This window comes from Haloferax prahovense (assembly GCF_000723845.1).
Classification (GTDB): domain Archaea; phylum Halobacteriota; class Halobacteria; order Halobacteriales; family Haloferacaceae; genus Haloferax; species Haloferax prahovense.
In genome coordinates this window covers 2,198,706-2,213,159 of record NZ_LK053000.1, presented here as the reverse complement: position 1 = coordinate 2,213,159, position 14,454 = coordinate 2,198,706, and the positions used below count along the sequence as shown (strand labels likewise).

Genomic DNA, 14,454 nt, shown 5'->3' with positions numbered 1-14,454 from the left:
CACACAAAAGCAAGTCAAGAACTCGTTCGGCGTCTGTTCGATCCAACTGTTTCTCACCGTGAACGAGGTTGGAATATGATCCACCGACAGCCCACGTCTTCGATATCTTGGAACGCTCAACGTGCGATTTACGCGAAGATGGCAGTCACGTTAGCTCGTGATCTGTGAGAGCTTTTCCAACGAGTTCTGTAGACCAAGGACCTCGTACTCGTCAATCCAGAACGTGTGAATTCCATCCTCTGAGAGCGATTTGAGGAAGGGAAGATAGGATTCAGAGGGCCGTTTGGTGAATACCAGACACTTGATCAGCTCCATTCCACGCCGCTCTGGGTCGTTTTGGACATCGAAGTACCCGTATTCGTGGAGCTGTCCGATAGCGGTCCGAATCTGACTTCGCTCGTTTTCGTCGTGGATGAACTTCGCTTCGGCGAGTACGAGGTACCCGTCTCGACTCGCGAGGATGTCGCTGTGTTTCGTCTCTCCCGAGTCGAACCCAGCATTCAGCAGATGGTCCTCGAAGACGTCGAGTGCGTGCTCGTGTTCTATCCAGCCACTCATCGTTTGGTCGACCGACGAGGAATAGCTCACCGTCTCTGGTGTCGACTGCTCTGGGTCGAGGTTTCTGTCACGGGAGCGTTTTCGGATCGATGACGACCCTCTCGTCGATGCATCACCAGTTGCGTCTTGAGACGTAGGGCTCACCAGAGCATTTGGACTGTCACCCCGGAGTCGCTCAACGAGTAGCGGAAACAGCTTTTCTGGATACTTGATGTTCCCTGGTGAACCCTGTGCGGGGATTCGATACCCCGCTCGTTCGTCCATCTCTGCGAACGTAATCTTGTTCTCGTCGAGGCGGTGTACATCGGCCACCATCTCGTCAGTCGATTTGTCTGCGACGGGGACATCTCGGATCGAGTCGGTGTCACCGAACCAGTGAATCTCGGAGAAGTGAATGAGGAACGGGTAGTTCCCATCTTGATGGACTTCCTCCCACCATGCTGGCTCACTTTTCGTACTTTTCGCGCCGACCCGACCGAGCCCAATTACGGCTTTTCCAGCATCCTTCACCTCCCTTCTGGGGACATCGAGAAACTTGGATGCTGACGCATGGAACAGGAATATCTCTCCCTCTTCGATTGCTTCCCATGCATCTTCCTTGTCCGGCCTGAAACCCCAGTAACCAGTATGATATGTCGTCAACCAGTGTTCGATCGGGCCCGTGAGTTTCCGAAAGCCATCTGTGAAAAAGTCCTCCTCCATGGAATCGAGAATAGCTGTCAGGCAACTATAAGTGTTGCACACAATCGCCGGACGTGACAGGGTGAACTAAACGAGTTCTTTAGGCACGGCTCTGTTGAAATCCTCAGCCGCTGATAGTTTACTTAGGCCGTGCTGAGTGCTTTGGTGACCTCGCGGCCAGAGAACGTCCTCCGTACCATCTACTGCATAAAGTCGGGCAGTTCGCGGTTCTCGAACTCGTCGGGGTCGAGGCCGAGTTCTTCGAGGTCATCGTCGGTGATGGGCTCACCACCACCCTCGTGGAGAACGAGAACCTCCGCAAGCTGCGAAAGTGCTTCTGCTCGGGTGTCGCCACCACGTGCGAGACCGGTCTCGGTATCGCAGGCGGTGATGCTCCCGTCGTCTTCGCGGATGAACCCGACCCCCTCAAAGTCGTCGTCACCGTTGCGAGTCGCACTTGCCATACTAAACTCGAATCGGTCTCAGAGGATAAGCGTTCGGACGGCGAGGAATCCCGTTTAGGCCCTTTTTCAATTTCCACGGGTCAGGTATGAATGTATACCGCATCCTCAATGTATGCACCTTCACACCCGTCAACGGTGAGTACCGTGGCATAGCTTCGGGTCGATTCGGCCAGTACCCGACACGGTTGCGGTCATGAGTCACAAGGAGTATAAGAAGACTTGAGGCTCGTTCACTCGAGACTCACGTAAATCATCCCCCAGTGCACGCGGTGATTCGGCTCTGAAACCCTCAGTCGCTGCTAGCTTGTCAAGGCCGTGCTGAATAGAGCGCGCTTAGTTATCGGCAGACAGTTCGTCCCTTTTCACGAGGAGAACTATCGCTATAACCGCTGCAAATGTCGTGTGTGACATCCTCAGAGTGTTAGTATCAACTACGTCCGAAAACTGAGTTAACACGATGACGAACGCGGAACCATAGAGAAGACACGGAACAATGAGATAAACCGTAAGCGCCCTGTTTCGCTCCATACCGACTAGTTTCTCGGACAAAACGTATACTCATCGGAGATTCGTGTTTTTACTATATTCAGCACGCGACATCTGTCAGGCCCTGGAGATTTCAACAGATCCTTAGGCACTAATCTAAACGACTGATCTCCTGACCCGGTTGGAATACGTATAGCGACTAACGCGCCCGCATTAGAATAATCTGAACCGACTCAATATATTTCTACACTCGGGGCTGTAGTTTCGGCTATGAGCGACGAGTCGAACCGACGATGGACAGACGGCCTGTCGGCGGCCGAGCGCGTTGAAGCGGTCGCACTCACCGTGAGTGAGCCGCAGACTGCGAACTGGATCGCGTCTGAGGCCGAGGTTGCCCACGAAACGGCGAGTAAGTATCTCTCGCGGCTCGCAGACGATGGCAAGCTAATCGCTGATACACGCGGCCAACAGACCACCTACGAGCCCGACCCGATCAGCCAGTACCTCAGCGAGATGCGCGAACTCTACGAGGCGCACTCGCCCGACCAACTCGCCGCGAGCCTCGAAGAGATGAACGACCAAATTCGTTCGTGGAAGACAGAGTACGACGTTGAGACACCCAACGAATTGCGAGCGAGCCTACGTCAGGCAGCAGACGAAAAAGACCAGCACGAACGCCGCCAAGCCGCTCGCGAGTGGGAGCACCTCGAGACGCGGCGTCGACTCGTCGAGGACGCACTTCGTCTCTATGATCGATTCCCGGGACAGGGACGTTCCGCCTCGGCATGAGAGGGCCCGGTATCGGCTCGTCGAGCCATGATTCTCACAGGCTACGGCGCAGCGGCACCGACGTTGTTGTTCGAGTTGTTGAACGGAAGGTCGATTTCGAGACCGTCGTAGACTAGCACGGGTTTCTTCGGGAGTCCGGGGCCACCGCCTTCGAAGTCGATGACGCCGATATCAGCCAGTTCAGTCAGGTTCCGGTGAACCTGCTTGTAATCACGGTCAACCAACTCTGCGGCTTCGCGGATGCTGTCCGGTTCAGCCTCAGAGATTGCCTCTAACAGTTCGAGGTTCTTCGGGCTGAGCAGCCGACTGAGTTCGGCGAACGAGTCGAAGTCCAGCACCGGCTGAGCGTCTTCGAGTTCCTCGCCTGCCTGTGCCGCCTTGAGCCGCTGTCTCGTGCGTTCGTCGAGGTCGTTCCCCTCACCAACCGTCACTTTGAGCTTCGTCATGTCGTGGTCACCTGTCGCGATTTCTCACGTTTCCCAGTCCCAGGAGACGGATGACATCTCCTCGGCCTCTTCTTTGAATCGGTCGTAGAGCATCAGCATCCCGGGGAAGTCAATTGTCTCGACTTCAGACCCGGTATGTCGCTCATGACCCTTCGTCCGTTCGTGGGCGTTGTCGTACCGGAGGATGGTGTCTCCACCGAGGTTGCCGAGATGGAGACTGTAGTCCCACCCACTAGGATACTTGTTATCCTCCGTTTGGCGGATGGTTACATTGACGACGTACTCGTCTTTGACAGCCTTCCAATCTGCAATCGTGATGTAGGACGCCATCCGTTACCCTATGTTATTACCTCCATAGGGATAATCATATGGGACTAAATACATACCCCAGATTGATTAATCAAGGCACATAAATGTGTAATGAATGGCAGAATGGTCTGATTTCCCAATCAATAAAGATGCAAATGACGATAATCGCCACTTTCTACTACTGAAGCAGGAGGCAGAGTACGAGAAAATCCGCGAGCGTTCCAACAGAATCCTGGACTTCGTCCTCTCCATCGTCTCTTTAGTAGCTTCATTTGGTGCTATACGCTACGTATTTTCCGGAGGGTTCAGACCAACTACCATCGGAATACCGGACGAGATAGCGAACTTTTGCTCCCCAAGAGCATTAACCCATTCTGGTGTCGTAATAAACTTTGATGGGGCGTATTTTTCGATAGCAGCCAATTTCCTGATCTTAACGCTAGTGGTTGTCTTAGAGATGTGGTACTCTAATTGGAAGCTTCAACGTATGTCTTCCCTGGGACCTCGAACCCGATCAGAACTTGAAAATAAAACGAAGGACTGGATCGAAGTAAATAACCAGAAGATTGATCGGGCCCGAGTTTTGTCGAATGCAGTAGTCCGGAGGTTACAGTATGCTGCTGTGTTTACTGTTCTTTCAGGAATAATCTTTATCGGGGTATTCCAGAACAGGGCACTAACCATCCTGCTGTTGAACGTCTTAATGATGATTTTCGGGGGAATTCTAGTGATTCATTGGGGGAAAAAGGTATTTTCCAAGTGGGGCGATGAATCCGGCTGGCTTCTTCTGAAGAGCACCAATGTCTCTCCGTTTTTCTGGGCAATTTTCTTCCTTGCTTGGTTGTGGTTAGTTTATTTCCACTATAACCTGTTACGAGTGTTGTCGAGCTTCGCAAATTGCTAGGTGATCGCTGTCTTAAGTAAATCCTGCCCTGATGTGAGTGCCATCTATGACTCCCTGTAGAAGAGAACCCCAAATCGGGGGTATTCAAGGTTGAAAAGCTTTTCCTATCGGTCTGTCCAACTCTCATAGTGTGAAACAAAGAGTGATGTCGTACTGAATACAGTCCTCTACTCAGCACGGCTTCGACAAACAAGCAGTCGCTGCTGATTTCAACAGAGTCTCACCACCCAAAGAGACTCTCAGATCCCAACTTCTGCAGCGTCAGTCGTTGCCGTCTCAAACGACGAATTATCCGCCGGCGCAATCCCGATATCGGCTAACGACCGTTCGATGAGCGGCTTCGCGCGCTCGATGTCGACCATTTCAACCGTCTCGGACAGTCGCATCCGAGCCGACGCCTCCGAAAGCCGCTGCAGCGCGTCGAGCTTCCGCGCCGTAATCGGCAACGGTGGCCCGTCGTACTCCTGTTCGCCCATCGCAGTCGCGTAGCGTTCCGGCAGCGACGTCTTCGTCTCGACGAACCACTCACGCATCTCCCGGGCGACTGCCGGGTCACGAACGACTGGCTGGACCTGCTTCGCGGCGGTGACGTAGGCGGTGAACTCGTCGCGGTCGAGTCGGACCGATGGCTCCGACTCATCTTCGTCGATGTCTTCCCCAAGTGCACGCCGGCCAGCACGATTCCGAGAGCTCACCATCTTTTCGGAGATGTCCCGAATCTTCGCTTCGTCTTCCTCCGAGCGAATCGTGAAGATGAGGTCGAACCGAGAGAGGAGCGGCGACTTCAGTTCGACCTGGTTGGCGATATCCTTCGACGGGTCGAAATGTCCACCCATCGGGTTCCCCGCCGCGAGGAGCGACGTTTCGGCCGGGAGCATCGCGTTCTTCCCCGCCTTCGAGACGTGCACCTGCTGGGATTCGAGCGCGGTGTGAAGCGCGTCGAGGTCGCTCGTCTCGCCCTTGTCGAGCTCGTCGACGACGGCGATGCCCTTGTTCGCTCGAACCAGCGTCCCCGCTTCGATGCTGAACTGTTCGGACGAGAACGAGTCTTTCACGATCGAGGCCGTGAGGCCGGCGCTCGACGAACCGGTCCCGTCGGTGAGCGCGCCGCGCGGTGCGACCTCGTAGGCCGCCTCGAGGAGCAACGTCTTCCCGGTCCCCGGGTCGCCGAGGAGGAACATGTGCGAGTCGCCGCGGTGGTGGGTGCCGTCCCGCCCCGTTCGCGCCCAGCCACCGAACTGCTGGAGCACCAACGCCTCCTTGACGTGTCGGTGGCCCTGGTGTGACGGCGCGAACGAATCGACGAGGAGTTCGAACGTGTTCGGCGCTGCTGCAACCTCGTCGATTATCGCTTCGTACTCGGAGAGGTCGGCGTCCTCGAAGCCACCCTGTTCGACCGTGTAGCCCGTCCCGACGAGGTCCTTCTCGAACACCACGTCACCGGTGTACACCGGGTTCAAGCGGCCGAAGAACGTCGTCCGCGTCCCGCCTTCGACTCGCGGGTCTCCCGCCAAGCCACCGGTGAGATGGATGTCGATGTGTTCGGTCTCACCACGGGCGTTTTCGGGCGGCTCCTGCAGGCGAATCTTCTGGTAGTTCGTCCACTCCGACTGCGTCTCGTTCAGTCGGAACGGCCCCTGCAGTTCACACCCCTGACAGCGGTGCGGTTCTTGAAGCGACCCGAAGCCGTGTTGCGGAATATAGGTCATCGTCCCGCACCGGAGGCACTCGAACGCCGCCTCCTCGACCATCGGATTGACCGCGGTTCGCTTCGTGATCTGCCCCTCGAGCGCCAGCAGTCGCCCGATCCAGTCTTCTGGTGAGAAGCCCCCGACATCGAACGTCGCGTCGTCCGGAAGGTTCACGACCGAGACCGACGCTCGCGCCATCGGTTTCTCACGCCCGGGAACGTCGAACTCTCTGACGACGTCTTCGAGTCGTTCCAGCGTCGTCTCCGGACGGGCGACGACATCGCTCGCGATGCCCGACACGGCCGACAGCGAGAGCTCCGAATCGTCGTGTTCGGCCTCGTACCGCGCGATAGCTTGCCAATCGAGTTCGAGGCGCGTTTCCTCCGGATAGTCATTGGCCAACTCGTAGATGTCGTCGATCGCGACTGCGTTGAGGACCTCCTCGAGTCGCGCTTCGTAGTTCATCCGACCACCCCGAGGAGCGATGTCCAGTCGAACGATAGCGCCCGCTCGAATACCATCGAGACGAGCTCCCGGCCGCGGCCGACGTTGAGCGAGACGACGCCGACGACCAGCAGGCCGGCGAGCGTGAGGGCGACCACTTTCGCGTCGTGTGCGGCCGTCGACGCGACGCCGGCGACGAGCGACCCCGCTTTCGAGGCCTTGTGGACGTAGCTCACAGCGACCAGCAGGGCGAGCAGCCCCATCACCGAGACGCCCTCGATACCGAAGGCGGCGAACGCCGTTTCCAGCGTCGCTCGGATAGGGTCGATCACTTGTCGTCACCGCCGATTCGGAAGACGTTCTCTGGTGCTTTCGCCTCAGCAATCCTCGTCTGCCGCCGCGTGTACCACCAGTAGCCGAGGCCACCCACAGCGAGCATCACACCGAGCACCGACGCCAGTGGGAGCGCGGTGTCGAGCGCCGACTTCACCGGCCCTGTGATGGACTCCGGCGAGATGAGCAAGATGCCGATGAAGCCAGCAACGACGAGCGCCAACAGGACGAGTGGCCGTTCGTACACCGGCTTCGAGCGCGTCGAGGATGTGCGCCGTTCGGTGTACGCGACTGCGCCTGCGACGATGACCAAGACGAGAGCGGCGACGAGACCGGGGTTCAGAACCGGCATTGCGGGGACGTAGTCGTTCGCGACGTCCGTGACGGAACCACCGCCAGACCCAAAGAATCCGGAACCACTGGATTCCGACTCGGTCGACGCCGACTTCCGGATGTGGAGAATCTCTTTGGAGTCGTCGTCCGCCAGCGACACGGTCTCTCCAGCGAGTACCGAATCACGTTGCGTCCCCTTCGTCGTCGAGTAGAGGAGGTAGGTGTCACCAGCAGACGGTGCCAAGAACTCGAAAGAAACGCCGTCGCCGAAGTGTTCACCGGGCATCACCGAAATCTTCGGTTCGGTCGTCGACGGTTCGGTGACTCGGAACCGAGCCTCTCCGGTCGCGACGTCGACACGAACCGGAACCGTCGAAACGCGGAACGTCGAGGACGCAGACGCCTCCGGCAAGTGAAGGCGGTGATATCCAGTTGCCGTCACCTCGTCGTATTCAGAATCGCCGAACGACTCGTTGTACGTGTAGTGGAGTCGAGTTTCGTCTGGAGACCCGCCCAACGAGAGATACGAGTCGTTTGCCCACGAGTCGAGTCTGACCTCGGAATCGAGGCGCTCACCGAGCGGCGTCGGGTCTGTCACCGTGAGAGAGCCGTTCGAGACCACCAACCTCTGTCCCCTGGCACGGAGCGAGACTGAATCACCACCAGAAACCGAGCCCATATCAACGACCAGTGCTGTTCCGTCGAAGTCGTAATCCGCCGGTGCCACGGTGGACCAACTTCCGCCGTTGTACCGCTTCTCGATGGACCTGATTTGCGCGACGTTTCCGGCAAACGGAATCGAGAGGGTCACACCGGTTTGGTCACCGGTGAACGTCTTGCTGACGTTGTACGACTCTCGCCATTTCGAGGACTCGTAACTAACCGATTGCTGATCGTGTGCTGTATGAGAGAGTGAGAGATTCACGCTCGGAGTCGGAGCGTCATCTGATACGGAACCGTTACCAACTCTGAAGCCAATATTGTTCTCTCCCGACTGGACCCACGATTCGTTTACCAACAGGTTTGCAGTCTGACCTTCAGACAGCGTCCCGGTGAATCCAGTCGAATGGTTGTTGATGATAATCGTCGGGTTCCTCGTCAAGGACACCTCCGTATAGTTGATTGTCACGTCGAGCTTCCCGGATCCTGACGCCGAAATCGTCGAAGTCGACGGAGAGAGCTCTATCGAACCACTCTGTTGAGTTGTCGTTGACCCGACCGAGAACGAACCACCATCACCGTCAGCGGTGATAGTCATGGCGTCAGTAGACGTTCCGGTATCGACTCTAATATTGTCGCCGTCTGCGGTTTCACCGCTTTGGTAGTCGTTGAAGTCGAAAACGATGTTCACAGAGTCATACGCCGACACATCCGTGTCGAAATATCGGGTCTGTGTAGAGCCAGAATATCCTGCGCTAAGTGTCGTGCCAGTTGTTGTAATGACCGTTCCGTCAGCTTTCTCTAAGCGAACCTCAACACTGGAACCGATATCTGAACCCGTGTCCTGAACGTCAACCCTCACTTTTTCGAGGTACGACACATCAGACACGTCAAGCGTTTTAGTGGCCGTCTCGCCTCCCGAGAGGTGGTAACCGCCTTTGTTGAACACTCTTGCAACAGGAGTCGCGGTTATCGATGCCGAATCAGCGAGATCAGACGCGAAGGAGATTGCCGCTGACGAACCACCTTCGACCGAGAATGTTTCCGACTCTGTCTCAGTCGACCGACTTCCCTCGACCAGTGCGGTGAAATTGCTGACCGCATCGACCGAGTTAACCGAGTAGGAAATTGTGGTCCCGTTCGTTGCGCCAAACGCGTTGACGCTGATATCTCCCGAGAACGTCACCACGTTCGACGAGAAGTGCGCAACGTCGAACAACAACAGGCCGGCGTCGTACCGAACTGGCGACGACCATTCAGCACCGTCGTCGTGCGTCCCATAGATTCGCTCGGGAGTGTATCCGAGTGCGTCACGAACCGCACCGGCGTCTATCGCGACCGTCCGTCCAGTCGAGTGCACGTCGTCGCGCAGCACCAGCACGACCTCGCCACCACCGACAGTTGTACCGTTGACGTACTCGGACGCGCGGTCGGGCGTCGTCGCGATGACTTCGAGCGACTCGGCATGGTCGGACGCCATCACCGACCCTTCCAAGTCTGCAGCTCGGAGTGGTGGATTCGTACCGACTGGAAAATCCTCTGAAACGTTCGCGTCAGGAACACCGACGAGACCACTCGGGGTGGCCGTCGCGACTCCGACGAACGGTGCCAGCGTCGACACCAGAATCATCGCGACCAGCAGCATGCTCAGCACCCGCTGGGGGGCCCCCAAAATGCCCCTCCCGGGGGGTATTTCAGTATCATGATTATAATACGCGCGCGGGAGGCGTGTCAGGGAATCCGACAGTTCCCGGAGATTTCGCCTCACGCCAGCTCACCCCCAATATCCGACCCCAACTTAAAGGACTGCGAAGTCGTTGGAATGCAAGCAACGACGACAGAACCAACGTCGCTTCCGGCCATCCTCACCACGACCTCCCCGTCCTCGACGGCTGGTTCTTCGAACGCCATCCCCTCGATTGGGGACGCCAACTCGTCGCCAACAGCCCCCGTCTTCGCTGATATCCACCCCGAGCCCGGGTCTCGAACGTAGAGACGGTGGTCCATCTGGTTCTGCCACGAGGCAAAGACCGAATCGTCGAACTCTGGTTTCTCGTTCGAGTCAGCGTCGACGTCCGTCGACGACGCCGGTAGCTCTGCGGGTGCACCGAGTCGAGCTCGAAGCCATCGGTTCTCGTCCGCAGGTGCTTCTGGAATGTCCTTCCACCCGAAGTACGAGAACTTCGCGGTGTTGTAGCACAGCCCTGTGCCGATCGACAGACCCGACGTGAGGTCGGTCGTCATCGGGATGTTGTCGAAGCCGAGCGGCCACGTTCCGCGGACCTTCTTAAGCGGGTTCGGCGACCCGTCCGGCATCTGAATCCGCCACTTGAACTCGCGCCGAATCTTCTCGTGGACGTTCTCTTCGTAGTGGCCGAGGTAGTATTGCGAGAAGCGAGCGCGTCGCGACTCGGCCCACAGTGACCGCAGGAGATCGATTTTGTCCCACAGTCGACGGCCCGGCGAGTTCCGGGCGGACTGCGGGACGAAGTCGCCGACTTCGTCGAAGATGAGCGCCGTCCATCCCATGTGCGTGCCGTGTTCTGTGCGCGCGAGGATGAACGCGAACCACCAGTCGGTGAGCGGCGTCGCGTGCCGCCCTTCCGACGGGTCTGCCTCCCACGTTGGGATGAACGGGAGCGGCTCGCCGACGCGTTGGGTCTCTTCTGTGAGTTCACGGCAGCCTGAAAACGACGGGTCGGGATAGACGACGTTGAACGTCCCGGGCTTCTGTTCGGCCAGCTTGTCGACGAGGTCGAGGACGTCGTCGTAGTATCGGACATCGCGAACGACATCCTCGATGGCAGCCTCGTACCGACCATCGTCTTCGTCTTCCCACGTCGCCTCAACCGTCGCGTGCTCGGGGAGCCAGACAGTCGCCCACTCTTTGAGACGAAGCCACTCGGAGCGTGCAGGAGAGCCGCGCCAGATGACTTTGTTCGCGTTCATCTCGTCGACGAACGGGAAGTCTTCCATCAGCCGAATCGCGAGCGACGCGGCCTTTGTTGACTTCCCCGACCCGCGGTCGCCTTTGATGAACGCGTCCGTTCCACGCGGTGTCGTCGTCACGTCTGGCTTCCGCTCGTGGACGACGAGGTCGGGGTAGACTCCCGACTTAACCTGCCCCGGTTCTGGGACGAACTCCTCTGGATCGAACGGAGGGATGCCGAACTTCTGGCGCATCTCGTACGCGTCTGTCTTCCAATGCTTCGGGGCAGTGTGAGAGACGGCTTGTTGCGTCCTCTCGCCCCAGTCGTGCCCCCGTGGAGGGGTCGAATTGTTTCGTGCTTTTGACATAGTTATCCACTCGGAACGTGGGTCTCTTTCGTCGCGTTCTGTGCCACCTCGGTTGCGCGGTTAGCCACCTGCCGAGCTGACGCGTTGAATCCGGACAAGACGAACTCGGCAGCCCACGACTCTCGGAAAAACCGAGCACGCTCACCGCCATCGAGCATCATCCGACGGACCGGGAGTTCGAAGTACGCGGCCTCGATGACGTCCGAATCGACCTCGGCGTAGCTCGCTTGGACGACCTCTTGGCCCCACTCGACGAACGCATCCTCGTCGACGAACCCCGCGAGGAGTTCGTCGAGGAGTGACGACATCCTGGCTTCGAGTGTTCCAAGCTCGGGACGCATGGCCGGGTGTGCCTGCGTTCGGACGTTTGGCATCGGTCCGTCGTCGTCATCGTCGAGGTAATCCTTTGCCGACCACCGGAACTCGCGGTGAGACCGACGAATGGCCGGAAGGAGGTCCATGACGGCGATAGACCGACGGACTTCAGCGGCCGTCGACGTCGAGAACGTCTCGGGAGCCTCTCGAATCGTGCCCCACGGTTCGTCGAGGAGTGCGGACATTGCGCCGGACGACGAGACGATTTCGGCGAACCATTCGTCGTCGAGCGCCCCAAGCGTGTGAATCGTCACCTCCGACATCCACCGCAGGACGTCGGAACGCATCTCGAACCCGTCCAGAAGTTGTTGGAACGTGTCGCGCTGGTCGGCCGACAGCTTTGCAAGCGCTCGACGAGGCGCACCATCTGCATCGGTCTCAGACTGGGACGGACGACGATGTCGACGGTGAGTATCACTCATCGTCCTGCCCTCCGTCTGTGGTGGCTGTTTCCCTGTAGTCACCGCCGATGTACCGTCGCGTGACGGTGTCCATCTGCGAGGCTTCTGCGCGGTCAGACAGCGCCTTGTTCTCCGCTTTGTTCTCTGCCTTCTCGGCGTGGAACCGGTCGAACAGCGTCTCCCACGACTTCACGTCCCCAATCTGGTCGGCGTGTTTCAGCATCGCCGCGAGGGCGTTGCCATAGTGGACCGGTGCGAGGTCAACGCCGAAACGGCCGGAGACCGGGCGCATCACCTTCGTCGCGAAGAGGACGCCCCCGCCGATGAGGAGTCCGAGCGACGGCGAATCGAGGAGGACGCTTCCGAGGAGCCACGACGCGCCGAGCGCGGACACACCGCCGAGAATCGCCGTCGCGTTCACGTCGAGGCGACCCTCTTCGTCGCGGGAGATGAGTTCGGGGAAGCGAATCTCGTGGCGTTCGGGTTCGTACTCGACCGGGGTCTGGGACTCGGGGTCGAGGAAGAACAGCTCCTCGTAGGGGCCGCCGTTCACCTCGATAGACGTTTGCGGCCGGCCGTTCGTCGCCATGTCCGCTCGAGCGCCACGAGCACGGGCGTAGAACCGCGCCAGTCCGCGTTTCACCGCCGACCGGATGCCATCCGGGCCGCGGACCATCCGCTGTGGGTAGACGTCGGCGATGAGTCGGCCGGGAACGGCGTCCATGTCGACCGTCTGTCGGCCCTGCGACCTGCCGTCGGTCGCGAGGTCGTCCGCGAGCGGGTCGGGACGGTCGTCGCCGTCCTGTGGCGCGGCCTGACGGACCATCGAGTCCATCCCGTCTTTCGCCCGGAGGCGGACGAAGAGCGCGAGATAGCTGTCGTCGCCGAACCACTCGGTCGCGAGGATGCCGAGGAAGATACCCCCGATGACGCCGAGCATCCACGGCGCACGGATGAGCGACGACGAGACCTGCCGCCAGAACACGACCATCGCGGTGCCGATGCCGATGAGCGCCAGTACCCACGCCAGAAGCGAGATGCCGGGATTCCCGCGGGCCTTCTCGACCGCGCGGCGACCGACGAACAGCGTCACCGACGTGAAGCCGGCAAAGGGGAACGCGATGAGGCCGATCGACCACGCCAGCCGCGACCCTTCCGAGTTCGTCTCGATGGGCTTCGCCGCCTTCGTCGAGGCGTGGTAGAACATCCAGCGCTTCGCGCCGGGGTTGGCGAGACAGTTCGGCTCCCCCGGCTCTTCGACGCACATCGTCGTCCGAACCCGGTCGTCGTAGTGCGGCAGCAGGTCGATGCGAATCGGCTTCGAGTAGCCCGCCGAGACAGTGACCTTCTGGGAGTGCGTGGTGACGTTCTTCGCGACTTCCTCCTCGACGACGGTCCCGTCCGACAGCTCCTTCGAGACGGTCCCCGCCTTCCAGTAGGCGATGCGAACGGTCACGTTCTCGGGTTCGACGCCGAAGGCACGACGGGACTCGAGTCGAACGTAGTTGCGGCGGACCGTCTCACCGGGACTCAGGAACGACCACATCGGCGAGTCCTCGCCCTCGATGACCAGCAGTCCCGTCGGGAGCGATTTCACGCCGTACTGTCCGAAGCTTCCGCTCGCTCGGACCGAGTCGGGTGCGTTCGCCGGCTTCTGCCCGCGCTCGTTCAACTGTTCGAGGGTGAGCCCCGAGTCCGCCTCAGTCGCCGTCTCGTTGGACTGTGCGACCGCACCGACCGGAACCAACAGCGCGACCAGCACCAGCGCCAGCAGCGCGAGCCTCGTGAGTCGTCTCATTCGAGACGCACCTCAGAAGGTCCCCCGTCGGAGGCCCACGATGCCGCCGATACCGAGCGCGACGATGGCGATACCGACGAACTGAATCGTCGATAGCGGGACGACACCGGAGAGGCCGGCGGTGCCGACCACGCCGACGATGATGCCCGAGATGAGTTCCGGCGCGTTGACGAAGAGGTCGCCCAGCGCGGCACCGAGGTCACCCAGCGACATCCCGGCCTCGTAGAGGCCGCCGAGGACGCCCACGGTGAGCGCCGAGAGGAATCCGACCCCACCGCCGATGGCACGCTTGGAACGCGCTCCGACGCCGGCACCGACTTCTGCGGCGGTCTTCTCGTCTTCGTACTCCGCCCACGCGAAACCGACCAGCACCAGCGCCGTGAGGCCGCCGAGTACGGCCAGCCAGTTCGACGCCAGCAGTTCGAGGACAGTCATCGACTCGCCTCCGTCGACGTCGGTTCAGTTTCCGTTCGATTCGTCGTCTG

The 14,454-nt window shown here is 59.3% G+C and carries 13 protein-coding genes; 2 read left to right on the top strand and 11 right to left on the bottom strand.

The features are described from left to right. Positions 1 to 150: 150 nt before the first annotated feature. Both BN984_RS11095 and BN984_RS11090 read right to left on the bottom strand, forming a co-directional pair. Entirely contained in the window at positions 151 to 1,260 is a 1,110-nt protein-coding gene (locus BN984_RS11095) for a hypothetical protein (RefSeq protein ID WP_049968249.1), read from the bottom strand. A 179-nt stretch (positions 1,261 to 1,439) separates the two neighbouring features. Continuing rightward, positions 1,440 to 1,703, bottom strand: a complete 264-nt coding sequence (locus BN984_RS11090) for a type II toxin-antitoxin system HicB family antitoxin (protein WP_049968248.1) — start codon at positions 1,701 to 1,703, stop codon at positions 1,440 to 1,442. Positions 1,704 to 2,459: 756 nt separating this feature from the next. On the opposite strand from BN984_RS11090, the gene BN984_RS11080 reads away from it, so the two are divergent. Beyond that, positions 2,460 to 2,978, top strand: a complete 519-nt coding sequence (locus BN984_RS11080; RefSeq protein WP_049968247.1) for a DUF7342 family protein — start codon at positions 2,460 to 2,462, stop codon at positions 2,976 to 2,978. A gap of 41 nt (positions 2,979 to 3,019) precedes the next feature. Here the strand turns inward: BN984_RS11080 and BN984_RS11075 are convergent, their stop codons facing one another. Both BN984_RS11075 and BN984_RS11070 read right to left on the bottom strand, forming a co-directional pair. Continuing rightward, the gene (locus BN984_RS11075) at positions 3,020 to 3,424 is read right to left on the bottom strand and encodes an HVO_A0114 family putative DNA-binding protein (RefSeq protein WP_049968246.1); all 405 of its coding nucleotides are present in this window, start codon (positions 3,422 to 3,424) and stop codon (positions 3,020 to 3,022) included. 24 nt (positions 3,425 to 3,448) lie between these two features. Continuing rightward, positions 3,449 to 3,754 carry a toxin-antitoxin system TumE family protein gene (locus BN984_RS11070; protein WP_049968245.1) on the bottom strand — a complete coding sequence of 102 codons (306 nt, stop codon included), beginning with the start codon at positions 3,752 to 3,754 and terminating at the stop codon, positions 3,449 to 3,451. A 94-nt stretch (positions 3,755 to 3,848) separates the two neighbouring features. Between BN984_RS11070 and BN984_RS19455 the strand changes: the two genes are divergently transcribed. After that, positions 3,849 to 4,637, top strand: a complete 789-nt coding sequence (locus BN984_RS19455) for a hypothetical protein (RefSeq protein WP_156037892.1) — start codon at positions 3,849 to 3,851, stop codon at positions 4,635 to 4,637. Positions 4,638 to 4,876: 239 nt separating this feature from the next. Here BN984_RS19455 and BN984_RS11060 read toward each other — a convergent pair whose 3' ends face one another. The 7 genes from BN984_RS11060 to BN984_RS11030 all read right to left on the bottom strand — a co-directional run bounded on the left by BN984_RS11060 (position 4,877) and on the right by BN984_RS11030 (position 14,404). Beyond that, positions 4,877 to 6,793 carry an ATP-binding protein gene (locus BN984_RS11060; protein ID WP_049968242.1) on the bottom strand — a complete coding sequence of 639 codons (1,917 nt, stop codon included), beginning with the start codon at positions 6,791 to 6,793 and terminating at the stop codon, positions 4,877 to 4,879. Continuing rightward, on the bottom strand, positions 6,790 to 7,104 hold the full coding sequence (locus BN984_RS11055; RefSeq protein WP_004972425.1) for a hypothetical protein: 315 nt from the start codon (positions 7,102 to 7,104) through the stop codon (positions 6,790 to 6,792). Before BN984_RS11055 ends, BN984_RS11060 begins: the two co-directional genes overlap by 4 nt. After that, positions 7,101 to 9,743, bottom strand: coding sequence for a hypothetical protein (locus tag BN984_RS11050; protein WP_244877465.1), 2,643 nt, complete (start codon positions 9,741 to 9,743; stop codon positions 7,101 to 7,103). The genes BN984_RS11055 and BN984_RS11050 overlap by 4 nt, the downstream gene beginning before the upstream one ends. A 119-nt stretch (positions 9,744 to 9,862) precedes the next feature. Beyond that, complete coding sequence (locus BN984_RS11045) at positions 9,863 to 11,281, bottom strand: hypothetical protein (protein WP_049968240.1); 1,419 nt, start codon at positions 11,279 to 11,281, stop codon at positions 9,863 to 9,865. 116 nt (positions 11,282 to 11,397) lie between these two features. Continuing rightward, the gene (locus BN984_RS11040; protein WP_244877464.1) at positions 11,398 to 12,057 is read right to left on the bottom strand and encodes a hypothetical protein; all 660 of its coding nucleotides are present in this window, start codon (positions 12,055 to 12,057) and stop codon (positions 11,398 to 11,400) included. A 127-nt stretch (positions 12,058 to 12,184) separates the two neighbouring features. Continuing rightward, complete coding sequence (locus BN984_RS11035) at positions 12,185 to 13,969, bottom strand: hypothetical protein (protein ID WP_049968239.1); 1,785 nt, start codon at positions 13,967 to 13,969, stop codon at positions 12,185 to 12,187. Positions 13,970 to 13,981: 12 nt separating this feature from the next. Beyond that, a complete protein-coding gene (locus BN984_RS11030) occupies positions 13,982 to 14,404 on the bottom strand; it encodes a hypothetical protein (RefSeq protein ID WP_049968238.1) in 423 nt (140 codons plus the stop codon). Positions 14,405 to 14,454: the final 50 nt, after the last annotated feature.

Bases quoted from the DNA above. Each gene is read 5' to 3' on its own strand.
- BN984_RS11095 (WP_049968249.1), bottom strand. From the start codon at position 1,260: ATGGAGGAGGACTTTTTCACAGATGGCTTTCGGAAACTCACGGGCCCG.
- BN984_RS11090 (WP_049968248.1), bottom strand. From the start codon at position 1,703: ATGGCAAGTGCGACTCGCAACGGTGACGACGACTTTGAGGGGGTCGGG.
- BN984_RS11080 (WP_049968247.1), top strand. From the start codon at position 2,460: ATGAGCGACGAGTCGAACCGACGATGGACAGACGGCCTGTCGGCGGCC.
- BN984_RS11075 (WP_049968246.1), bottom strand. From the start codon at position 3,424: ATGACGAAGCTCAAAGTGACGGTTGGTGAGGGGAACGACCTCGACGAA.
- BN984_RS11070 (WP_049968245.1), bottom strand. From the start codon at position 3,754: ATGGCGTCCTACATCACGATTGCAGATTGGAAGGCTGTCAAAGACGAG.
- BN984_RS19455 (WP_156037892.1), top strand. From the start codon at position 3,849: ATGGCAGAATGGTCTGATTTCCCAATCAATAAAGATGCAAATGACGAT.
- BN984_RS11060 (WP_049968242.1), bottom strand. From the start codon at position 6,793: ATGAACTACGAAGCGCGACTCGAGGAGGTCCTCAACGCAGTCGCGATC.
- BN984_RS11050 (WP_244877465.1), bottom strand. From the start codon at position 9,743: ATGCTGCTGGTCGCGATGATTCTGGTGTCGACGCTGGCACCGTTCGTC.
- BN984_RS11045 (WP_049968240.1), bottom strand. From the start codon at position 11,281: ATGCGCCAGAAGTTCGGCATCCCTCCGTTCGATCCAGAGGAGTTCGTC.
- BN984_RS11040 (WP_244877464.1), bottom strand. From the start codon at position 12,057: ATGCGTTCCGACGTCCTGCGGTGGATGTCGGAGGTGACGATTCACACG.
- BN984_RS11035 (WP_049968239.1), bottom strand. From the start codon at position 13,969: ATGAGACGACTCACGAGGCTCGCGCTGCTGGCGCTGGTGCTGGTCGCG.
- BN984_RS11030 (WP_049968238.1), bottom strand. From the start codon at position 14,404: ATGACTGTCCTCGAACTGCTGGCGTCGAACTGGCTGGCCGTACTCGGC.